Raw genomic sequence first — 21,698 nt, 5'->3', positions numbered from 1 at the left:
CGCCCAGACACCAGGGGGACCACATGTCACACAGGAAGCAATGGACGGCGGCGGTCCTGATCGTCGCGGCGGTGACCCTCGCGGGATGCTCAGGAAACCCGGCGGCCACCAACAAGCGGGCGCAGGCCGCCCAGGTCAGCAGCCTCGACAGCAGCGGCACGAGGTGGGTGACCCTGACCCGGGAGGCGGCCGACCGGCTCGTCGTCCGGACGGTCGCGGTGCAGGAGTCCACCGTGCCGCCGCGGGTGCCCGGAGGCCCCGGCGTGGCCCGGAAGGTCGTGCCGTACGCGGCGCTGCTCTACGACGCGAGCGGCGGCACCTGGGTCTACACCGCGCCCCAGCAGCTGACGTACGTCCGGCAGCGCATCACGGTGGACTACATCGCGGGCGACCTGGTCGTGCTGTCCGACGGCCCGCCGGTGGGCGCGGCCGTCGTGACGACGGGCGCCGCGGAGTTGTACGGCGCCGAGCTCAACGCCGGCCAGTGACGGACAAGGACGCTCGCCATGATGCGCTCGATGGTCCGCACGAGTCTGCGGCTCCGCTACCTCGTTGTTGTCCTCGCGTCGCTGATGATGTTCTTCGGCGTCGTGCAGGTCCGGGACATGCCGGTTGACGTGTTCCCGGAGTTCGCGCCGCCGCGGGTCGAGGTGCAGACCCTGTGCACCGGGCTGTCCGCGGCCGACGTGGAGTCGTTGGTCACCATCCCGATCGAGCAGGCGCTCAACGGGGTGGAGGGCCTTGACGTGATGCGTTCGAGGTCGGTCTCGCAGCTGTCGCAGGTGGTGATGATCTTCAAGCCGGGGACCGACCTCATGCGCGCCCGGCTGCTGGTGCAGGAGCGCATCACGGCGGTGACCCCGGCGCTGCCGAGATGGGCGAACTCACCCTTCATGATCCAGCCGCTGTCGTCGACGAGCCGCGTCATGAAGATCGGCATGTCGACCCCGGACACCTCGACGCAGTCGCTCATCGAGATGTCGCTGGCCGCCTACTGGACCGTGCGACCCCGGCTGATGCGGGTTCCCGGGGTTGCCAACGTCGCCATCTGGGGAGACCGCTGGTCGGTGCTGCAGGTGCAGACCGATCCCAGGAAGCTGCAGGAGCAGGACGTGTCGCTGCTGCAGACGATGGAGGCCGCCTCCGACGCCCTCGACGTGGGCATGCTGAAGCACTCGAGCGGCCACGAGATCGGCACCGGCGGATTCGTCGACACGCCGTCCCAGCGGCTCACGGTCCGCCACCTCATGCCCGTCCTGACGCCGGAGAACCTGGCCCAGATGCCGGTGGACATCAAGGAGGACGGCAGGGTCGTCACGCTGGGCAACGTGGCGAACATCGTCCGGGACCGCCAGCCCCTCATGAACGGTGACGCGGTGATCGACGACGACCTGGGCCTCATGCTCGTCGTCGAGAAGCTCCCGTGGGGCAACACCCTGGAGGTGACCAGGGGAGTTGAGGAGGCGCTCAAGGCGATGGAGCCGGGCCTGCAGGGATTCAAGGTGGACACCGAACTCTTCCGGCCGGCGACGTTCGTCCAGACGTCGATCCACAACCTCACCAGGGCGATGATCATCGGCTTCGTCCTCGTCGCCCTGATCCTGCTCTTCTTCCTCTTCGAGTGGCGTGTGGCGCTGATCAGCATCATCACGATCCCGCTGTCCCTGGTCGCCGCGGGACTTGTGCTCGACGCCACCGGAGCGACCGTCAACACGATGATCCTGGCGGGGCTGGTGATCGCCCTGGGGGTCCTTGTCGACGACGCCATCATCGACATCGAGAACATCGTGCGGCGAATACGCCAGCACCGGCGCGAGGGCAGCGACCGGTCGACCGCCGCCATCATCCTCGACGCGTCCCTCGAGGTGCGCGGCCCCATCATCCACGCCACGCTCATCATCCTGGTGTCGATCATCCCGATCTTCCTGCTCGGCGGACTGACCGGAGCGTTCTTCGGGCCGCTCGCGTTCTCGTACGGGCTGGCGATCCTGGCCTCGATGCTGATCGCGCTGACGGTGACCCCGGCGCTGGCGTTGATCCTGCTGGCCAGAACGCCGATCGAGCGCCACGACTCGCCGGTGGTGCGCTGGCTGCAGCGCGGATACAGAGCGGCACTCGCCCGCATCATCCCTCGCCCGGTCGCGGCGTACGCCACCGTCCTCGTGGTGATGGCGGCCGGGACGGTGGTACTGCCGTTCCTCGGTCAATCGCTGTTCCCGGCGTTCCAGGAGCGTGACTTCCTGATGCACTGGGTGGCCCGGCCCGGCACGTCACAGCAGGAGATGATCCGCATCACCAAGGAGGTCAGTCGGGAGCTCAGGGCCATTCCCGGGGTACGCAACTTCGGCGCTCACATCGGCCAGGGCACGCTGGCGGACGAGCCGGTCGGCATGAACTTCGCCGAGAACTGGGTCAGCATCGATCCGTCCGTCGACTACAACAAGACCGTTGCCGCCATCCAGCAGGTGGTGGACCGTTACCCCGGTCTGCAGACCGACGTGCAGACCTACCTGAAAGAGCGGACCAAGGAGGTCCTGACGGGCACGAGCGAGGCCGTCGTCGTGCGCATCTACGGCGACGACTTCCGGGTGCTGCGGGAGAAGGCCGCCGCCGTGAAGCAGATCGTCGCCGGGATCGAGGGTGTGGTCGACGAGAAGGTGGAGTTGCAGGTCGACATCCCGCAACTGGAGGTGGAGGTGGACCTCGCCGTCGCGTCACGGTACGGGATCAAGCCCGGTGACGTGCGCCGGGCGGCCGCCACGTTCGTGGCGAGCGAGGAGGCCGGTGATGTCTGGCGCGACGGGAAGAACTACGAGGTGCACGTCTGGAGCACGCCGGAGACGCGCAACAGCATCCCGAGCATCCAGGACCTGTTGCTCGACGCACCCGACGGCCGCCGCGTGCGCCTCGGTGATCTCGCCACGGTGCGGATCACCCCGACGCCGAACGTCGTGGTGCGGGAGAACAGCTCCCGGCGTATCGACGTGGGTGCCAACGTCCACGGGCGCGACCTCGGATCGGTGGCGCGTGAGGTACAGCAGAAGCTGGCACAGGTGAGCTTCCCGCTGGGCTACCACGCCGAGGTGCTGGGTGAGTACAAGGAACGCCAGAGCGCCCAGCGGCAGCTGATGATCTTCGCGGTCGTTGCCGTGACCGGCATCCTGCTGATCCTTCAGGCCGCCTTCGGCAGCATGCGGCTCGCGCTGCTCGTACTGCTGACCCTGCCGGTCGCCCTGGTAGGCGGGATTCTCGCGGCTACCGTGACCGGAGGCATCCTCTCGCTCGGCTCGCTGGTGGGATTCTTCACGGTCCTCGGGATCGCCGCCCGCAACGGCATCCTGATGATCAACCACTTCCAGCACCTGGAACGGGCCGAGGGAGAGACCTTCGGACAGACCCTGGTCCTGCGTGGTGCCGAGGAACGGCTGGCGCCGATCCTCATGACCTCGCTCGCGACCGGGCTGGCCCTCGTTCCCCTGGCGGTCAGCGGCTCCATCCCCGGCCACGAGATCGAACACCCGATGGCGGTGGTGATCCTCGGCGGCCTGCTGACCTCGACGCTGCTCAACCTGTTCATCGTGCCGTCGCTCTACCTGCGCTTCGGCGGGCGACGGCAGGAGCGCCCCGCCGTGGCCACCACTGTGACGGAGTGATCGCGGGCGCCGGCCCGGTGTGCACCTCGGCGGAAGCGCCGGGTGTGCACACCGGGGGAGCGCGGGCTCACCGCCCGCGGCGCAGCCGCAGCCGGGCGCCGAGCACCACCAGGCCGAGCAGCAGCGGTACCGTGACCGCGACCGGCAGGGCGCCGCCGGCACTCAGCGTCTGCCGCCCCGCCACCCGCACGAGCTGCGGCGGGCTGGCGACGAGGGCGTCCGGCGTGTCGCCCTTCGGCAGCACCACGACGTACACGTCGAAGCTGCCGACGTTGACCGCCTGGATTTCCCAGGCGGCCGATATGCTCGCGCCCGGCGGCAACGGGTCGAGCTCCTGTGTCGGGCTCGCCGTCCAGTCCTCCAGGTCGACGTAGACGCCGCTGTCGAGCGTGGCCACGTTGAGGTGCGCGACGAGCCGGTCCGTCGGCTGCGCACCGGCGTTGACCACGCGGGCGCGGACGGTGAGCCGGTCGCCGACATCGACGGCGGCGCGGTCCTGCTCCAGCGTCACCCGCAGCCCGGCCAGCTGTGCGGCCGCCGGTGTGGCGGGCATCCAGGCGAGCGCTCCGGCGAGCACTGCCAGTACCGCTGACGTTCCAGTCCGGGCGATCAACCTGTTCATGCTCCGCTCACCCCTCCGGTCAGGCGGACGATCCGTGGGCCTGTCACGACCAGCAGGACACCGGCCAGCACGACAGTGATCAGCGGCGCGGCGAGATAGGACAGGTCGCGGGTCCAGTCGTGCCCGTTGACGAGCACCGACGTCAGGTAGTGCGTCCCGGAGCTGACCGGGTTGACCCGGCGCAGGAGCTCGCCGAGCCAGCCCTGCGGCATCCTGGGCAGCTGCGTGGGCGCGAAGAGCGCCAGGAGCAGCAGGAAGCAGATCGCGAGGCTGACCTTGTTGGAGTTCGACAGCGCGCTGATCAGCAGGCCGACGCCGACGAGCCCCACCGCAAGCAGTGTGCCGACAACGAGACCGAGCAGGAGCGCGGAGCCGACGAGCGACACGCCCCGCCCGAGCACCCACACGTACGGGATGCTCACCGCGAAGGCGGCGAACCAGAGGCTCAACGCGGCGACGGACTTCCCGGCGAGGATCGCGCGCCGCGAAACGGGCGCCAGGAGCAGGCTTTCGAGTGTGCCGCGCTCGCGCTCGCCGCTGATCCCGTCGGCGCTGACGGCGAGTGCGACCAGGACCCCGACCGCCACCGCTACCTGCACGACGAGGTTCACCGCCTCGCGCTGCTCGAGGAAGTTGAGCGCGAGGTTCGTGGCGGTCAACCACGTGACAGCGCTCAGCAGCACGCTGAAGCCGAAGAGCAGCAACGGTCCCCGGCCACCGCGCCACAGGTCGCGGCACTCCTGGGCGGCCACCACGCGCCAGCGGTTCATGACGTTGCCTCCGCCGTCATCGTGAGGAAGGCGGTGCTGAGCCGCGACCCCTCGACCTCGAACCCGAGCACCGGCACGTCGGCGGCGAGCACCGCGCGCAGGGCCGTGTTCAGTCCGGCGTCCCGGCCCGCGTCGACCGTGATCCTGATCAGTTCGGGCCGGCCGGTGACGGTGTCCAGCGTCAGCCCGGGCACGTCTGCCAGCGCCCGCCGCGCGGGCCCTACCTGGTCGGCCGGCACCCGCAGCTGCCCCGAATGCTGCACGGTGACCCCGCGCATGACCTCACCCATCGGCCCGGCGACGAGGACGCTGCCGGCGTTGAGGATGATCACTTCGGTACAGACGTCCTCGACCTCCGGCAACATGTGCGTGCTGAGCACGACGGTGATGTGTCGGCCGTGCGCGATGTCGCGGACCATGTCGAGCACCTGCCGCTGGCCGGCCGGGTCGAGGCCGAGCGTCGGCTCGTCGAGGAACACCACCGCCGGGTCGTTGACCAGCGCCCGGGCGATGCCGAGGCGCTGGCGCATGCCGCGGCTGTACGTCGAGATCCGCGACGAGGCACGCTCGGCCAGGCCCACCTGGGCCAGCAGGTCCCGCGCCACCCGGACGGCGTCGGTCCGGGAACGGCCGAAGAGTCGCGCGTGGTACTGCAGGTACTCCTGTCCGGTCTGCTGGCCGGGGTACCCGGAGCTCTCCGGCAGAACCCCGATCCGGCGCCGGATCTCGGCGGGGCGGTCGGACGGGATGCCGGCCACCGCGAAGGTCCCGCTCGTCGGCGGCAGCACGGTGGTGAGCACGCGGATCGTCGTGGTCTTGCCCGAGCCGTTGGGCCCGAGCAGGCCCACGACATCGCCCCGGCGGGCGGTGATGCTCAGCTCCCGGACCGCGGTTCGCGGGCCGAACCGCTTTGTGAGACCGGCTGCCTCGATCGTCACGTCAACCATGGTCAACGTCGCCTCCAATCGGTCGTCCACCTGCAGTGAAGCAGCGCGGCGATAAGAGCTGCATGAGAACGCGGCGGGGCCGGCGGATCCTCCCGGCCTCTGTTGCCGAGCGGGACCCTGGCATGGACGACGTTCGGATGACGGGAGGGCAGGTCGTGGCGACATCGCCGCCTGACGCACACCGTGTGAGCGCGGAAGGTGCCGCCGTGGCCGGGGCCCTTCCGCGCTCACGCCTTGTCGCGCTGTTGTCGAGGAGCGGTCACCTGCGTCCGGCGGGCAGGCGGCGGGTGCCGCCTGCCCGTCTTCGTCTATTGGCCGCCAGTCGCTGTGCGGGTTCAGAAACCGGGCCGGAGTACGGCGTACGCCACTGTCAGGAGCGCTGGTCCTCGACTGCGGGTCCTGCCGATCGCGTGTTGAGGTAACGCCCCTTCGCGTCCGTGCTCGTTGCTATCGTGCGGTGCCGCTGGCCCAGAGTGGGTTGCGGCCGTTGTGGTAGATGACGAGGTTGCCGTCGTTCTGCATCTCCACGAACGGGTTGACGCGTCCTGAGCCCCAGCTGCCGGAGGCCCATGCCGCCTGGTTCGCGTCGTTGTAGAGCACGAGGTTGCCGTCGGCTTGCATGTCGACGCGGGTGGGTCGGCGGTCCGCTGGCAGGTTCCAGGTGCCGGTGGCCCAGATCGGGCTCGCTCCGTCGTAGATGACGAGGTTGCCGTCGGTCTGCATGCTGAGGCGGAAGCGGCCGTTCGTCGAGGTGAGCGATTGGCCTGCGGTCAGCCGCTGCCCGGCCTGCAGCTGGTTGCCGGTGCCCGGGTTCCCTGCGCCGAACGGACTCATGATGATTCCCGCGGCACGGGGGTCGCCGTCGTGGACCAGGGACTCCTGGGCTGCGACGTCGTCGAAGGCGAAGCCGTAGGCCTTACCGTCGGCCATGTTCGCGTGGATGATCCGCGAGTAGTGGTTGGTGATGGTGCCGTGGTAAAACTCGCTCGGGCTGTAGCGCGGCTCGGTGTCGTAGGTGCCGAGCGTGGAGCGGTGCAGTGCGGCGCAGAGCGTCCGGGCGATCGGACCCACCACCAGGTCATTCGGCGCTCGCAGGTTCCCGTCGCAGCCCCACACATTGGCGGTGGAGGGCCTGGTGAACGAGGCCACCTGTTGGCCGGCACCGTTGGTGAAGTTCATGACGTTTCCGCTGGTGCGGCCGAAGAACTTGGTGTTCGGCTCGTTCTGGAACGGTACCACCGTCAGTGTGCGGTTGGTGTATGCGTTCCACGCGCTGGCGATGTACGGGTCCAGGTAGTTGGCGTCCATCGAACCGCTGTCGACGGCCTTGCCGGGAGCCCAGACCCGCAGGACGGTGCCGTCGGACCGGGTGTGGACGGTGTTCGCGAACCCCGCCGTGTTCCTGATGTCGTTGATCACTCTGTTGCGGCCGTCGTTGACCAGGTCGCCGGTCCGCGTCGTGATGCCGGTGCTGCCGGTCACCGTGACCGCGTGGGGGATGGCGAACATGTCTACCTGCGAGCTGTTCAGCCACAGGCCGGCGTTGTTGTAGGTGAACTCGCTGGTGTCGAACAGGATGTTGCGGTTCGGGTCACTGGGGTTCCAGGGTGCCGGTTGTACCAGGCCGTCCGGGCTCAGGAAGAACTTGAGCTTCTCACCGAAGGACATGTAGACGCGGCCGGACAGCTCACGCGGGATCCGCAACGTGACGCTCTGGCCGTTCGGCGGGCCCGGTATCGACACGTCCGGCGCCGGCGAGGGAGGCAACGACCCACCCGTCCACGGGGTGTGGATGCCAGCCGCGTTGACGTACCCGAGCCGCCCACCGGGCTTGAGGGACACACCGAGCACGTACAGGTAGACCGCGTCGGCGCGGCCCGTGTTGTTCGTGACCGTCATCGGCAACAGATCTGGCCCGACCGCGTGAGCGGGTGACGCGGCGACGCCGACGGCGATGGGCGCGGCTATCGCCACCGCCGATAGCCAGTGGGCGAGTCTTCGTGTGGTACGCACAGGCAACTCCTCAGGTCGCGGGGGTCGGAAGGTGGGCCCTGGGCGCACCTCCGGCAGGGCGCTCCGCGTCGGTCCGGTGGCGGATGGATCGATTCAATGGCGAGAGCGCTCTCACAGAATCGTGGGGGACAAGATGCATGTCAATGGGGGTGCGACGGTTTGCTTCACGGAGCGGTCCGCTGGCTCGAGCTGTCTCGGGCGCGGTCGCCGCGGTGTCCACACGGTGCACAACCTGCGGCGCTCGCGCCCTGACCCCAAGTGAGCCCGACCGCGCCGGCGACACCGATGCCCTCCGATGCCTTGACGCCGGATGACATCGATGGCATCGTCTGAAACGTTGCATGTTATGAAACGTTTTAAGAGCTTCAGTGCACCTCGATCGCGCCACCGCCAGCGGCGCACATCGGCTCCGTTACCCCCGCCCACCCTCGGCTCTCGTCCGGTCGTTGCGGCAGCCCGCCCCGCTGTGCCGCGCAGCAGCATCGACGTGCGCCGATCAGCAACGCACGGAGTAGCCATGCGCAGATCGTTCGTCCGCCAGACCGGTACCCTCATGACGCTCTTCCTGCTGGCAGCGCTCCTGCCAGGTGGCGCGGTGCCGGGCCGGGCTGCCCCCGCGGCCGCGGCTCCACCGCCAGGCGCGATCGAAGCGCTGAACCTGTCGCCGACGTCGCGCACGGTCCGGCCGACGGCGGTGTTCCGCACCACCGGCACGGTCGCCAACCCGCAGAACGTGCTGTCCGGCTCGGCGACCCGGATCTCCGGTCAGAACTCGTCCATCACCCTCGACTTCGGCAAGGAGGTCGGCGGCCTGGCAACACTGAATTTCGGCGCCGCCAGTGACGGCAACCAGCAGCTCGGGCTGGCGTTCAGCGAGTCGTCGCTCTTCGTCGGGACCAACAGCGACACCAGCGCCACGCACGAGGGCCGGCTGGACGGTGCGCTCACGGCCGCGGCGGGTCCGAACAGCACCTACACCATGCCGACCGCGAGGCTACGCGGTGGCTTCCGCTACCTGACCGTGTTCCTGAGGACATCCGGCTGGATCGACCTGACCCGCGTCACGCTGAACTTCACGGCGGCGCCCGGCAAGGCCAACCCGGCCGACTACGCGAACTACTTCTACTCCAACGACGACCTGCTCAACCGGATCTGGTACGCCGGCGCGTACACGGTGCAGCTCAGCACCATCGCGTCCAACCAGGGCCGCGCATGGCCTGCCCCGTCGACGGAATGGGACAACAGCGCCGTGATCGGCGTCGGCACCGCCGTGCTGTCGGACGCCCCGAAGCGGGACCGGACCGTCTGGCCGGGAGACCTCGGCATCGCGACGCCCACCGCGTACGCGTCCACCAACGAGCTGGAGTCCACCCGCAACGCCCTGACGACCCTGTACAACCGGCAGCGGTCCTCCGGCGAGCTGCCGTACTGCGGCCCGCCGTTCGACCTCTGGGGCTCGGACACCTACCACCTGTGGACGCTGTACGCAGCGTCGATGTACTACAACTACTCCGCCGACCGGGCCTGGCTGGACTCGCAGTGGTCGAGGTTCACCAGCGGAATGACGTACATCATCAACAAGATCGACGGCTCCGGCCTGCTGAACGTCACGAACAACGCGGACTGGGCGCGCAACGGCCAGGGCGGGAACAACATCCAGGCCAACGCGCTGATGTACGGCGCACTCATGGGTGCGAGCAGGCTCGCGACGGTCAAGGGTGACAGCGGCCTCGCATCCAGCTACGCCAATCGGGCCGCCACGCTCAAGTCGGCCGCGAACTCGCGGCTGTGGGACGCCAGCGCCGGAATGTACCGGGACAACCCATCGAGCGGCCTGTACCCGCAGGACGGCAACGCCCTGGCGGTCTGGTACGGGCTCACCGACTCGACCGCGAAGAACACCAGCATCGTGCAGCGGCTCGCGGGGCGGTGGAACGCCTACGGCGGGATGACGCCGGAGTGGAATGGCGACGTCCACCCGTTCTCCGGCGGCATGGAGCTGCAGGCGCACTTCATCGCGGGCGACGACTTCACCGGCCTGACGCAGATCCGCCGCACATGGGGTCACATGCTCGACAGCCCGATCGGCACGAAGAGCACGATGTGGGAGGGTATCAAGGCCGACGGCTCCTTCGCCTACGACCCGCGGTTCATGAGCCTCGCGCACGGCTGGTCGACCGCGCCGACGTCAGCGCTGACGTTCCACGTCCTCGGCACGGCCCCGGAGCCGACCGTCGGGCAGTACCGCTTCGTGCCCCATCCCGGCGACCTGACCAGCGTCGAAGGGCGCATCACCATGCCGCAGGGTGCGGTCAACGCATCCTGGTCGCGCAACCCGTCGGCGGGTACCTTCACCGCAACGCTCAACAGCCCGTCGGGCACCACCGGCCGGGTCGGCATCCCGAAGCTGACCGGCAACATCACCGTCTCCGTCAACGGAGCGGTCGTCTGGAACAACGGGACCTTCACTCCGCGACCGGGCATCGGCGGCGGCAGCCAGGACGATGCGTACGTGTACCTGACCGGCGTCGCCCCGGGCAGCTACCAATTCACCGCCACCGGGCTGGGCAACCCGGGGCCGCCTACACCGCCCACCGCTGCCAACCAGCTGCAGGCCGGGCAGCGGCTGACCGCAGGCCAATCGCTCACCTCGACGAACGGCCGCTTCCGCCTCAGCATGCAGACCGACGGCAACCTCGTCATCTACGACGGAGCGAGCCCGATCTGGGCCACCGGCACCTGGAACCTGCCAGCGGACCGCCGACCCACCCGCGTCGACATGCAAGCCGACGGCAACCTCGTGCTCTACAACGACGCGAACCAGGCGGCATGGGCCTCCGGCAGCTGGGGCTCAGGACGCGTCAACCCGTTCGTGGAGATGCAGAACGACGGCAACCTCGTCATCTACCACAACGGCCGCAACCCACTCTGGGCCAGTGGCACCGCCCGGTAGCGATGCGCAACAGCCGCCCTGCGCGGCCTCGGCGTCCCCCGGGCCGTTCCTCCCGCGCCGGGAGCAAACCCGGCCCTGACTCTGGCGGCCTGGACAGGAACCCCCAACCCCACGGCGGGATTTCCTGTCCAGCGTCACCTAGGTTCTGGCGTGGCATCGATCGCTGGCCTTGCGGGAGTCCTCGCCGTGCGCGGTGGGGGACGAGCACGCATGCCGGTCCCTGAGGCCAAACCAACGGAACCTGGTGCCCTACAACGACGCGAACCAGCCAGCCTGGGCCGCTGGCACGTTCGGCTCCACCTTCGTCAATCCGTACCTGGACATGCAGGACGACGGCAACCTCGTCATCTACCACAACGGTCGAACCCCGATCTGGGCCAGCGGCACCCACAGGTAGCGGTCGCGCATGGGGACGGGCTGTCCTCTCGAATGCTCGAGCCGCACGGGGGCTGAGCCGACGCCGGCTCTGTACAGCTGTAGCCCTCGCCGCTTTGAGCCGCATCTGCACTTCACCGAGTGGTGGTTAGCGCCGAGCCGACGGCGACGCCGGTCCGGGCCGGTCGGTGAAAGTTCGCGGAGACGTCGAAGGCACCCGTCCACCATGTGCGTGCCGCCTGGTGTCTATCACTGCAAAACGATAGGCAAATTGCCTAACAATTATTGACGCAGTGCCGGTCGGTGCCGCAGGGTCTTCCAAGTCATCGACGTACATCTATGGAGGGTTCATGCGGCACCGGTTACTCACACTCGTGGTGGCGGCGGGACTCGCCGCCTCCACCGTATTCGTCGGCACCCCGAGCGGCGCCGCCGTCGGAGTCGCCGCGACGGCGGCCCTGGCTTCGACGCCTGTGGCGGCCAACGGTCAGTTGAAGATCGTCGGGACGCAGGTGCAGAATCAGTACGGCCAGGCGATTCAGCTGCGGGGTATGTCGACACACGGCATCCAGTGGTACTGGCAGTGCGTGAACAACGCCTCGATGAACGCGCTGGCGAACGACTGGCAGGCGGACGTTCTGCGCATCTCGATGTATGTGCAGGAGGGCGGGTATGAGACCGACCCGGCTGGGTTCACGGCGAAGGTGAACCAAGCGATCCAGATGGTCTCAGACCGTGGCATGTACGCGGTGGTCGACTTCCACCAACTCAGCCCCGGTGACCCGAACTACAACCTGGCGAACGCGAAGAGGTTCTTCACCGACATCGCGAACGCGAACAAGAACCGGAACAACATCATCTACGAGATCGCGAACGAGCCGAATGAGGTGTCTTGGGCGCGGATCCGCGACTACGCCCACGCGATGATTCCGTTGATCCGGGCGATCGACGGTGATGCGCCGATCCTGGTGGGCACGCATGGCTGGGGCTCGCTGGGCGTCTCCGACGGCCGTAACGAGACCGACGTGATCAACAACCCGGTGAACGCGACGAACATCGCGTACACGTTCCACTTCTATGCTGCCTCGCACGACGACGAGTACCTAAACACGCTGGACAGGGCCTCGCAGCGGATCCCCATGTGGGTCAGCGAGTTCGGCACCCAGCAGGCGTCGGGGGATGGGCCGAACAACTTCGCGCAGTCGCAGAAGTACATCGACCTGATGAGGAACCGCAAGATCAGCTGGACGAACTGGAACTACTCTGACGACCAGCGCTCCGGCGCGGTCTGGAACGGCGGCACCTGCAGCAGCGGTGACTACTCGGTCGGCCGGCTCAAGGAAGCGGGCAGGTGGATCCGCGACCGGATCGCCACGCCCGACGACTTCCCCGGCGGCGGTGGCGGTAACCCCAGCTCCCGGCTCAACGCCGGGGCGCAGCTGACCGGCGGCCAGAGCCTCACCTCCCCGAACGGCCGGTTCCGCCTCACCATGCAGTCGGACGGCAACCTGGTCATCTACGACAACAACGCCGCGATCTGGGCAACGGGCACCTGGAACCTGCCGGCCGACCGCAAGCCCACGCGCGTCGACATGCAGTCGGACGGCAACCTCGTCCTCTACAACAACGCGAATCAACCCGCCTGGGCATCAGGCAGTTGGGGCTCGGGCCGCGTCGATCCGTTCCTGGAGATGCAGGACGACGGCAATCTCGTCATCTACCACAACGGCCGGGCGCCCCTGTGGGCCAGCGGCACCGCGCGGTAACGGAGCGGGGCGGAGTCCCGACGTTCACTCCATGACCACCGGGTGACCGGACGGCATCGTGCGCGGGCCCGCGCCTTTCAGCGAGGGCCCGCTCGCATGGCGGTCAGCCGGTCGCCATGATCGGGGTGATGGCGGGGTTGGCCGCGTTCGGCTCGTCCGTGAGCGTCAGTTTGGATACCACGCGGTAGCGGTCGCCGCAGTAGGGCGGTGGACGCGACGATGGCGACCGCGGCGACGGTGGCCCCATCGCCCGCGCGTAAGGTTCCGCGCCGATGCCGCGCCGCCGCCACCGGTGCAGGACCCGGACGATGAGGGTGGCGGCCCGTCGTCCCCGCAGGCGGGCGAACGGTGGTGCACCCGACAAGGGTGTCGCCGTCGTCCACGACCTCGAGCAGATACCTCCCGACCCGCGCCGCCCGGGGACTGTCAAGTTTTCGGCTCTGGCACAGAGACGGTGGTCGTGTTGAGTGGTTAGGCGAGAAGGATTCGTTCTCCTGGATCCGTTCGCTCAGGGCGGTCAGCGGGTGGCAGGTAGAACCACGACTCGGACACCCCGAGGGCCCGGCAGGCCACCGCGTGCGGCACATGGTGCTCGGTCCTCTGGGCAGCGATGAAGGCGGCCACGCTCACCGGCTCGTCGCTTCCTTGACCCACAGGACCACGGATCGCTTGAGGACATCACGCTCCATCGCCAGCTCGGCGTTCTCCCGCCGCAACCGCGCCAGCTCAGCCCGCTCGTCCTCGGCCAACTGCCCAGCGGCCGCCTCGCCACGAACCGCACGATCCTGCTGCACCCAGTTGGCGAGGGTGCCGCTATTGATCCCCGGATCACGCGCTACCTGCGCGATCGACTTCCCAGTCTCCCGCACGATCCGGACCGCGCCCGCGCGGAACTCCGGATCGAATCGGCGTCTCGTCTCAGCCATGAACCTCTATCCCTCAAGTCCTGGCCTCCACGTTACGAGGGGAACCACATCTGAGCCGAGTGGGAGCGCGGCCTCACCGCGCCATCCGATCAAATAATGCAACGGCGCCAGTTGGGCGAGTTTTCGGATCTGGTGGACTTGCACCCTTTCCGGTTCCTCGCATAGCTCGCATCTGCCCCGGCGGAGCCATCACGACTTTTTGAATAGCGCTCTCGGTGTCCACATTCGGGTGAACCCCACTGCTTTAACTTTCTATGATCGGATTCTTGCCATAGATTCATTGGCATCGTTCTGCTGGGATTCCCCCACCCTAAATCCGTTGATCAAGGCCAACCGGCCTTCGCCGACCCGTGAGGAGCAAGCCGTGTCCACGTACCCCTCCATCGTCAGACGCGCGTTCGCCGCCGCAATGATCACGCTGCTTGCGGTGCTCTTCGAAGCGATTTCCACCCAGACGTCGGCGGCCGCCCAGCCAGCCGCCCCGGGCAGCAGCTTGCACGAAACCGTATCCGCCGCGATCATGCAACGGGCGCAACTGAGCCAGTTACAGGCAACCGCCGCCGGGCGACACTCGCGGGTGGACGTCCAACGCCGGGTCGGCGGCTGGGCCTTCGGCAGCGCGGTGCTGACCGCACCCGCGAAACCCGACCAGTACCCGACGGGGTGGATGTTTCTCGCCCACCGCACCGGTTCTGGCTGGCAGGCAACCCTCGACGGCACCGCGGAATTCAGCGCTTTGGCCAGTCAAGCGCCGACAACCATCGTGTCCGCTCGGGAGCGCCAAGTGCTGGGGCCGGCCGCCGTCACGATAATGTCCACGGCGGACACCACGTACAACACCGGGCTGCGCCTGCCGTTCGCGATCGGCCAGTCCTGGAGACTCACCGGTGGACCGCACGGTTGGAACGGCTCCGACACCCCATACAGCTCGATAGACCTGAACGGTGGTGACTTCCGCGTGCTGGCCCCCGGTAGCGGCACCGCGTACCTGATGTGCGCCGGGTCCAGTTCGGGACAGTACGGCGGCTGGGTGCGTGTCTACCACGGCAGTGGCTACACCACCGATCATTACCACCTCTGGGCGCCTGTCGACTACAACGGCGGCTCCGTTGGCGAAGGGGCCTTCCTCGGCTACACCGGCACCGACGTGTCCTGTGGCGGCTCCGCCCCCTATCGGCACGTCCATTGGTCCATCCTCAAAAGCAGCACCCGGGTCTCGTGGAACACGCGATCTGCCGGCCAATGGGTGTTCATCAGCGGATCATCCCCGTATGGCGGCTATGCGCTGCACGGCAGCACGCAGGTCGCTGCCGGGGGCCAGCACACGGATGTCGGTGGATTGCTGTACAACTATGGCGCCCTCAACTTCAACCAGGGCATCGTTGACGCCAACGACGATACGAGCATCAACAAGCGCTCAGGACCCGGCACCGGGTACGCCATCGTCGGATCCGTTTCCGACGGCACCACCGTCACCATCTCCTGCTGGCGCAACGGCACCACCCTCACCGGCCGCTGGGGCCCCACCGCGGTCTGGGACAAGCTGACCGACGGCACCTGGGTCAGCGACGCGTTCGTCTACACCGGGACGGACACCATCGGGCCGAACTGCTAAGAGGACATCTCATCCATTTTCGTGGGTGATGATCTGGCATAGACATGGCGGGCGGGTCACGGGTGGACGTCCCACCGCTGCCGGGTAGACGGCGCGGATCTCACCCGCCGTCTACCCGGCAATGGGCGCCCGAGCATCCTCGTTCCCGGTGTGTGGCGCCACCAAGCTGCCGATGGTGCCGAGGCCGATCAGGAGGTTGCGTCCGGCGGAGGCGCGCCGTGGCGGTGTGGGTGATTTCCCGTGTGAGGCCCAGGAACCGGCCGGGATCGCACCGTGGCCGTTCGGGTGGGCGCCGGGCCGGGCGGGTGGTCTCGTGGTGAGAACTGCCTGGCGAATGCCCTGCACCCGGATCCGGAGCTGTCAACCTGGAATGGCGACGCCCGCCCAGGTGTCGATTTCGTGATGTGACCGGAAACGACCACGCGGCCCCGGGGAAGTGTCGTTTGTTGATCGCCCGACGAAGATGTCCGCGTCGCGCGGCGCAGGCGCCGCCACGCTCGGCCAAGCGGCCCGGATTCCGGTAACCCCGGCCGGACGCGTCCGGGACCGCCCTCGGCGCGTTTGGTTCAGCTTTCACGTTTCATCGTCGGGAATTGCCACGGTTACATGGCCGTATCTCGATGAGGATTGCACCATCGACCTGCTGGCGTCGTCCCCCGAATTCGCCGGCGCCGGCAGATTTGGAGCTGTTTCGTGAGCCAGGCACGCGCCACCAGAATCACCATGCCGCTAGGGAACGCGGGTTCGGACGGTGGTGAGGCGGACGATCCGATCTTTCGGCTGCCCGCCGCCAGGGGCCGCGAGCGACGGTGCCCCCGACGGCGCACGGCGCCTGCATCACCTGTTCGAGGCCGTCTGTGACCGCACGCCCTCCGCCATCGCGCTGGAGCGCGGCGACGAGTGCCTGACGTACCGAGACCTGGACGAACGGGCGAGCCGCCTGCCCCATCACCTGCGCGACCTAGGAATCGTCGGTGAGGCGTGGACGGCGATCCTGCTGCAGACCGACCTGTTCGGGGACCGCGTGATGACGATGTCCGTCGTCACCGTCCGCGCCGCCGCCACCGTCGGCACCCGCGCGGTCGTCGTGTACGACGCGGTGGTCGGCGAGGACGTGTCGCTCGGTTCGCTCTCGCTGCTGATGAAGGGCGAACACCTCAACCCCGGGCAGCCGATGGCGGGGCATCCCCCGACCAGGGCATCGCCAGCCACGACGCCCTCCCCGAGATCGCCGCCGCCTGACTTTCCCAGTCCCGTCGTTTCCACGCCAAGGAGTGCGACATCCGGTGAACACCGAACTGCTGGTCTGCGACTCGGCGCATTTCCGGATCGACTACGAGATCAACCCGTACATGCACACCGAGGTGCAGCCCGACCCGGAGGCCGCGGCGACCGAGCACGCGGCGATCGTGGTCGCGCACCTGGCGGCGGGCCGCCGCGTCGAGTACATGCCGCACCACCGAACTCGCCAAGGGCGGCGGCGGAGTCCGCTGCACCGCGCTGACGCTCGACAACCCACCCCGCCGGAGGTCGAGGTGACCACGAGGAAGCGCGCTCAGATGCCCGGCGCCGATCGCCTGATGTCCGCCGTACGCCGCGTGCCCTCCTGGTTGCCCAGCCGCACGCGAAGCGATCCGCCGGTGGCGCTGGTGTACCGCGGACCAGCGTCGCTGCCCGGCTGCCCGGAGGCCGTGGCGGCGCTGCTCAAATCCAGCCGGTGGCGCTTCGACGTCCGCTACGTCGGCCCCGACGAGGACCTGCCGATCTCCGCCGGAGCCTTGGCCGGCGCGGCCCTGTACGCACAGCCCGGCGGGGGCACCCTCGCGCACGGCTACCGCAAACTGCGCCGCCACCGCGCCGAGATCCGATCGTTCGTGGGCAACGGGGGCAGATACCTGGGGTTCTGCCTGGGCGGCTACCTGGCCGGGGCCACGCCCGGCTTCGGGCTGCTGCCCGGGGACACCGACCAGTACATCGCCTCGCCCGACGCCACCGTCGCCTCGGAGGACAACACGCTGGTCGAGGTCGCCTGGCGGGGCTGGCAGCGGACCCTGTTCTTCCAGGACGGCCCATACTTCTGGCTGCACCCGGGCACGAACGCGACCATCGTCGCCACCTATCCCAACGGCACCACCGCCGCCCTCGTCGCCGGATTCGGCCTGGGCCGGGTCGGCGTCGTCGGCCCCCACCCGGAGGCCACCGACGACTGGTACACCGATGCCGGGCTGACCGTCGACCGGCTCGGCACCGATCTCGGCCTCGACCTGGTGGATGCGGTGATGCGGCCATGACCCCGCGACCGCTCGATCCCGGGCCGCCGTCGTCGGCTTCGTCCGCCGTTGTGCCGGCGTCGGCCGGGCCTTCCTCGTCGGTCGCGTCTTCGCCTTCGCGGTCGGCCGCGACGAAGCAGCGGGCGCGACTGGTGGGCGTCGACGCCGCCCGCGGCGTGTCACTGCTCGGCATGATCACCCTGCACGCCCTATACGAGTCCGACGCGGCCGGCAACCCGACCTGGTCGGCGACCGTCTTCAGCGGCCGGGCCGCGGCGGCGTTCGCGTTGCTGGCCGGCGTCGGTGTCACGCTCGCGACCGGCCGCCGGCCGGTCCGGCTCGCCAACGCCCGGGCGACAGTGGCCCTGCTCGCCGTCAGGGCGCTCGCCATCGGCGTGATCGGGCTGCTGTTGGGCGCCGCCGACAGCGTGCTGGGCGCGGTCATCCTCGCGTACCTCGCGATGGTGTTCCTGCTCGCGATCCCGCTCGTGTTCCTGCCGACCTGGGCGGTGGCCGCGATCGGCGCGACCCTGCTGACGGCCGGTCCCGCGGGCGCCCACCTGCTGCTGCCGCACCTGCCGGAGCCGGAGCTGGTCAACCCGACCTTCGCCTGGCTGTTCGACGATCCGGTCGGGCTGGTCACCGAACTGACCCTCACGGGCATCTACCCGTCGCCGGCGTGGCTGGCGTACATGAGCGTCGGCGTGGTGATCGGCCGGCTCGACCTCGGCCGGGCGCGGGTCGCCGTCACACTGTTCGCCGGTGGCACGGCCCTCGCCGTCGCGTCGCACATCGCCTCGTCGTTCCTGCTGCACCGCCACGGCGGACTGACACGGATCTGGGCCGCACAACCGGCCAGCGGGCTGACCGTCGACCAGACCTGGCGGCTGCTCAAGCTCGGCGACAACGGCCGCACCCCGTCGTCGACGTGGTGGTGGCTCGCCATCGACGCCCCGCACACGAGCACCCCGTTCGACCTCATAGGTACCACCGGAACCGCCGTCGCCGTCCTGGGCCTGTTGCTGCTCGCCGACCAGGTCCGGCACCGAGTCGCACGGCGGCTCGCCACAGCGGTCCTCGTGCCGCTCGCCGCCGCCGGCAGCACGACCCTGACCTTCTACACCGCGCACGTCCTGTTCATCAACTCCAGCTTCGACACGTACAGCGCGACGACCGGCTGCCTCGCGCAACTCATCGCGGTCGTCCTCATCGCACTCGCCATGCGGGCGACCGCGGCCCGCGGCCCCCTGGAGGCGATCGTCGTCGCGCTGGCCACCCAGGCCCGCCGCACGGCCGCGCCGCGCCGGCCGGCCGCGGTGGCTGGTCCCGTGGCGAGCGCCGAGGCGGCGGTGACAATTCCCGCGCAGCGTGGCAAGGCGGCGGCTCCTCCAGCGGTACGGTCGGAGGCCGTGGCGTCTGGTTCCGCCGCGCCGGCCGATACCGCGGCGACTCCTCCCGCGGCGCGTGACGCGGCCGCACGGAGGGACCGTCCTGGGACGACCCCGCCGCGCTCGTGAGCTCGCTCCAGGAGCTGCGCATGGCACGGCGGCGCCGCAACCTGCGCCTGCCTACCCGCCGCCGGGTCCGGCGAGGCGAGCCGCCGCCCTGGACCGTCGCCGACGCGCTGTGACGGCGCATCGAACCGCTCCTGCCCGAGACGGGACGCCAACGGCGGCACCCAGGCCCCAACCGGGTCGCTGACCGGCAGGTGCTGCGCGGGATCCTGTTCGTGCTCCACACCGGGATACGGTGAGAGTTTCTACCGCCGGAGCTGGGCCTCGAGTCCGGGACGGCATGCCTGCGCCAGCTGGTCCGGTGGCATGCGAAGGGGGTGTGGGCCGGCATCCACGAGGTGCTGCTCGCTGACGTTCGACCTGCTGGTCGACGGCGCATAGCGTCCTTTGACGCGGGTCTTCGGACGTGGACCCCTTAACTCGGCCGGTTTATGCTTGCAGCGACCTGGGAGAACGTGCTTGAGCACGTCGCTGGGGCCTCCAACGACTGGGGGTCAAGGGGTCGTGGGTTCGAATCCCGCCGTCCCGACACTGTGAGCTGGGAATATTCAAACTCATTATGTACACATTGGACAGTTCCTGTTAGCGCGCGCTAGCAGAGGCGCTAACAATAATTCGGCTAAACCGGGCAGAATGCCCTAGTCAAACGCCAGGTTGGTCCTTTTTGGGTACATCGCACTTGACGCAAAATCAAGTGCTGTCAGTGTCGCGGGGTGCCATCCGTTAGCGTTCCGTTTGCGGTAGATGTTCACCGGTCGCACCGGCTAACCACTGCGGCCGGACAACGTGACCAGCCGGCTCGCCGCCGGCGCCGGGATCTGCGCCTTTTCGTCGCGCCGGCCGTGGCCCTGCGTGGCGACCGCCTGCGCCGTGCCGATGCATTTCATCGCCGCTGGCGACGACATCCGCCCGCCGTGGCCCCTGGCGCAGCTCGCCGCGCTCGTGCCGCGCGGGAGGTACTCAACCGTGCCCGGCGTTCCCCATACCTTCTGGTTCACGCACCCCGAGGTGTGGACCCGAACCATCACGAACGCCTGCACCGAGTGACGACCCAGCCCTCAAGACGGTAGGGGCGGCGTGACGGGGTCGCTTCCCGGCCAATCGGGACCGGTGAGCGTCGCGGTGAGCCGCCCATCGGCGAGCGCCACGCCGACGTCCATGCCGGATGCTGCCGCCTCAGCGAAGGCGACCGGCGCAGTCTCGTTGAGCAGCAAGACGAAGTGCAAGGAGAAGGGCGACCAATGCTCGTGAGGGACGCCATCGGCATCGAGTTGGAGGTTCGCCTTCCACGCGGCCTGGCAGAGCACCGAGACGAAGTCCCCGAGGAAATCTGCTTGAGCCAGGTGATCGGCGTCATCGACCAAGACCGCGAGGCCCTGCGCATCGAACTGATGGCCATGCCAATCGTGCAGGCAATCCGCGAGTGCGTCCCAGTTGCGGCCGAAGTAGCCAGGGAATGACAGTTCACGCGCGAAGGCCGTGAAAAGCGACGCCGGGTCCCGCAACTCCCGGCCGTCCATCCGTGCCACCATGCCGCCTTGCTGCTGCAACCTGACCACTTCGGTGCCTACCCACGGGTCGTCCGCGCGTGTGACGACGACCCACGGTGACCGTCGCTCAGAAAGGGTCGGGCTCCTCATTGCCATGATCTTTCCAGATGGGATCAACGGCGTTCGGGCCATGCGGAAACCTGGAAGCGGCGGCCAGATACGGAGTAGCGGCGCAGGTCGCGTGGCTGCACCTGGATTGGGTGGTGGCCGGCGACGGTGAACGTGTAGGACTCGGCACCGAGCGCCACGCGGTCGATAGTGAAATCGAAGGTGCACGGGCCGCCGACCGTTCCGAGGAGTTGGGTGGGTGTGCCCGGCCCCAACTGGCGAACGCCGAGCGCCTGGCCGGTGTCGTTGGCGAGCGTCAGGTCGGCGCCCTCGGTGACGTCGCCATAGTCTCCGATACCGTGTCTCCGTCGCCGCCGTCCGGCCGGTCGCCGCAGGCGCCGGGAACCCCGTTCTTGGCGATCCGGAACGTGTCGGTCCGGTCGACCTCGCTGATCTCCCGTGGAAGGCCTCAGCCATCTTCCGGAAGCCGCTCGCGTTCGGGTGCAGCGAGTCGGTCATGTCGCCCTGACTGACCGCGGACATGTCCACCAGCCGCACGAACCGGCCCGCTGCACGGAGGTCCGAGACGATCCCGCAGACCGCCGTGTAATACGTTTGGGTGCGCGCGTTGATCAACCGGATTCGTCGACGATTGCGTCGAGTGACGTTGGTCGCC

At 68.7% G+C, this 21,698-nt stretch carries 17 protein-coding genes; 10 read left to right on the top strand and 7 right to left on the bottom strand.

What is annotated here, in order from left to right:
• Positions 1 to 23: 23 nt before the first annotated feature.
• On the top strand, positions 24 to 488 hold the full coding sequence (locus ACFPIJ_RS28660) for an efflux RND transporter periplasmic adaptor subunit (RefSeq protein ID WP_380119263.1): 465 nt from the start codon (positions 24 to 26) through the stop codon (positions 486 to 488).
• Between the two features lie 30 nt (positions 489 to 518).
• Entirely contained in the window at positions 519 to 3,653 is a 3,135-nt protein-coding gene (locus tag ACFPIJ_RS28655; RefSeq protein ID WP_380119261.1) for an efflux RND transporter permease subunit, read from the top strand.
• A gap of 67 nt (positions 3,654 to 3,720) precedes the next feature.
• Here ACFPIJ_RS28655 and ACFPIJ_RS28650 read toward each other — a convergent pair whose 3' ends face one another.
• From ACFPIJ_RS28650 to ACFPIJ_RS28635, 4 genes are all read right to left on the bottom strand, one after another.
• A complete protein-coding gene (locus ACFPIJ_RS28650) occupies positions 3,721 to 4,275 on the bottom strand; it encodes a hypothetical protein (RefSeq protein WP_380119259.1) in 555 nt (184 codons plus the stop codon).
• Positions 4,272 to 5,045, bottom strand: coding sequence for an ABC transporter permease (locus ACFPIJ_RS28645; protein ID WP_380119256.1), 774 nt, complete (start codon positions 5,043 to 5,045; stop codon positions 4,272 to 4,274). Before ACFPIJ_RS28645 ends, ACFPIJ_RS28650 begins: the two co-directional genes overlap by 4 nt.
• The gene (locus ACFPIJ_RS28640) at positions 5,042 to 5,983 is read right to left on the bottom strand and encodes an ABC transporter ATP-binding protein (RefSeq protein ID WP_380119253.1); all 942 of its coding nucleotides are present in this window, start codon (positions 5,981 to 5,983) and stop codon (positions 5,042 to 5,044) included. The genes ACFPIJ_RS28645 and ACFPIJ_RS28640 overlap by 4 nt, the downstream gene beginning before the upstream one ends.
• A gap of 456 nt (positions 5,984 to 6,439) precedes the next feature.
• Positions 6,440 to 7,891, bottom strand: a complete 1,452-nt coding sequence (locus ACFPIJ_RS28635; protein WP_380119250.1) for a beta-1,3-glucanase family protein — start codon at positions 7,889 to 7,891, stop codon at positions 6,440 to 6,442.
• A 631-nt stretch (positions 7,892 to 8,522) separates the two neighbouring features.
• Here ACFPIJ_RS28635 and ACFPIJ_RS28630 point away from each other — a divergent pair.
• The 3 genes from ACFPIJ_RS28630 (at position 8,523) to ACFPIJ_RS28620 (ending at position 13,099) form a co-directional block, all read left to right on the top strand.
• Positions 8,523 to 10,958 (top strand): alpha-L-rhamnosidase-related protein, encoded by a 2,436-nt coding sequence (locus ACFPIJ_RS28630; protein ID WP_380119247.1) that lies wholly within the window; start codon positions 8,523 to 8,525, stop codon positions 10,956 to 10,958.
• Between the two features lie 244 nt (positions 10,959 to 11,202).
• Entirely contained in the window at positions 11,203 to 11,355 is a 153-nt protein-coding gene (locus ACFPIJ_RS28625; protein ID WP_380119245.1) for a hypothetical protein, read from the top strand.
• A gap of 328 nt (positions 11,356 to 11,683) precedes the next feature.
• A complete protein-coding gene (locus ACFPIJ_RS28620; RefSeq protein WP_380119242.1) occupies positions 11,684 to 13,099 on the top strand; it encodes a cellulase family glycosylhydrolase in 1,416 nt (471 codons plus the stop codon).
• Positions 13,100 to 13,725: 626 nt separating this feature from the next.
• On the opposite strand, the gene ACFPIJ_RS28615 is transcribed toward ACFPIJ_RS28620, so the two are convergent.
• Positions 13,726 to 14,025, bottom strand: coding sequence for a transposase (locus ACFPIJ_RS28615; protein ID WP_380119240.1), 300 nt, complete (start codon positions 14,023 to 14,025; stop codon positions 13,726 to 13,728).
• 319 nt (positions 14,026 to 14,344) lie between these two features.
• Between ACFPIJ_RS28615 and ACFPIJ_RS28610 the strand changes: the two genes are divergently transcribed.
• The 5 genes from ACFPIJ_RS28610 (at position 14,345) to ACFPIJ_RS28590 (ending at position 20,471) form a co-directional block, all read left to right on the top strand.
• Positions 14,345 to 15,640: a M23 family metallopeptidase gene (locus ACFPIJ_RS28610; protein WP_380119238.1), complete on the top strand. Its 1,296-nt coding sequence runs from the start codon at positions 14,345 to 14,347 to the stop codon at positions 15,638 to 15,640.
• Positions 15,641 to 16,926: 1,286 nt separating this feature from the next.
• Positions 16,927 to 17,931: a BPL-N domain-containing protein gene (locus tag ACFPIJ_RS28605; RefSeq protein ID WP_380119236.1), complete on the top strand. Its 1,005-nt coding sequence runs from the start codon at positions 16,927 to 16,929 to the stop codon at positions 17,929 to 17,931.
• Positions 17,928 to 19,427, top strand: coding sequence for a heparan-alpha-glucosaminide N-acetyltransferase domain-containing protein (locus tag ACFPIJ_RS28600; RefSeq protein WP_380119234.1), 1,500 nt, complete (start codon positions 17,928 to 17,930; stop codon positions 19,425 to 19,427). Before ACFPIJ_RS28605 ends, ACFPIJ_RS28600 begins: the two co-directional genes overlap by 4 nt.
• 119 nt (positions 19,428 to 19,546) lie before the next feature.
• Positions 19,547 to 19,663 (top strand): hypothetical protein, encoded by a 117-nt coding sequence (locus tag ACFPIJ_RS28595; RefSeq protein WP_380119361.1) that lies wholly within the window; start codon positions 19,547 to 19,549, stop codon positions 19,661 to 19,663.
• Positions 19,664 to 20,210: 547 nt separating this feature from the next.
• Positions 20,211 to 20,471: an alpha/beta fold hydrolase gene (locus ACFPIJ_RS28590; RefSeq protein WP_380119231.1), complete on the top strand. Its 261-nt coding sequence runs from the start codon at positions 20,211 to 20,213 to the stop codon at positions 20,469 to 20,471.
• Between the two features lie 11 nt (positions 20,472 to 20,482).
• On the opposite strand, the gene ACFPIJ_RS28585 is transcribed toward ACFPIJ_RS28590, so the two are convergent.
• Positions 20,483 to 20,944, bottom strand: a complete 462-nt coding sequence (locus ACFPIJ_RS28585; protein WP_380119229.1) for a barstar family protein — start codon at positions 20,942 to 20,944, stop codon at positions 20,483 to 20,485.
• A 143-nt stretch (positions 20,945 to 21,087) separates the two neighbouring features.
• A complete protein-coding gene (locus tag ACFPIJ_RS28580) occupies positions 21,088 to 21,222 on the bottom strand; it encodes a hypothetical protein (protein ID WP_380119227.1) in 135 nt (44 codons plus the stop codon).
• Positions 21,223 to 21,698: the final 476 nt, after the last annotated feature.

It is taken from the genome of Dactylosporangium cerinum, assembly GCF_042653625.1.
Lineage (GTDB): Bacteria > Actinomycetota > Actinomycetes > Mycobacteriales > Micromonosporaceae > Dactylosporangium > Dactylosporangium cerinum.
The sequence above is the reverse complement of the archived record's forward strand: the minus strand, read 5'-3'. Positions and strand labels throughout refer to the sequence as shown.

Coding starts and splice junctions, on each gene's coding strand:
- ACFPIJ_RS28660 (WP_380119263.1), top strand. CDS start 24: ATGTCACACAGGAAGCAATGGACGGCGGCGGTCCTGATCGTCGCGGCG.
- ACFPIJ_RS28655 (WP_380119261.1), top strand. CDS start 519: ATGGTCCGCACGAGTCTGCGGCTCCGCTACCTCGTTGTTGTCCTCGCG.
- ACFPIJ_RS28650 (WP_380119259.1), bottom strand. CDS start 4,275: ATGAACAGGTTGATCGCCCGGACTGGAACGTCAGCGGTACTGGCAGTG.
- ACFPIJ_RS28645 (WP_380119256.1), bottom strand. CDS start 5,045: ATGAACCGCTGGCGCGTGGTGGCCGCCCAGGAGTGCCGCGACCTGTGG.
- ACFPIJ_RS28635 (WP_380119250.1), bottom strand. CDS start 7,891: ATGACGGTCACGAACAACACGGGCCGCGCCGACGCGGTCTACCTGTAC.
- ACFPIJ_RS28630 (WP_380119247.1), top strand. CDS start 8,523: ATGCGCAGATCGTTCGTCCGCCAGACCGGTACCCTCATGACGCTCTTC.
- ACFPIJ_RS28620 (WP_380119242.1), top strand. CDS start 11,684: ATGCGGCACCGGTTACTCACACTCGTGGTGGCGGCGGGACTCGCCGCC.
- ACFPIJ_RS28615 (WP_380119240.1), bottom strand. CDS start 14,025: ATGGCTGAGACGAGACGCCGATTCGATCCGGAGTTCCGCGCGGGCGCG.
- ACFPIJ_RS28600 (WP_380119234.1), top strand. CDS start 17,928: ATGACCCCGCGACCGCTCGATCCCGGGCCGCCGTCGTCGGCTTCGTCC.
- ACFPIJ_RS28585 (WP_380119229.1), bottom strand. CDS start 20,944: ATGGACGGCCGGGAGTTGCGGGACCCGGCGTCGCTTTTCACGGCCTTC.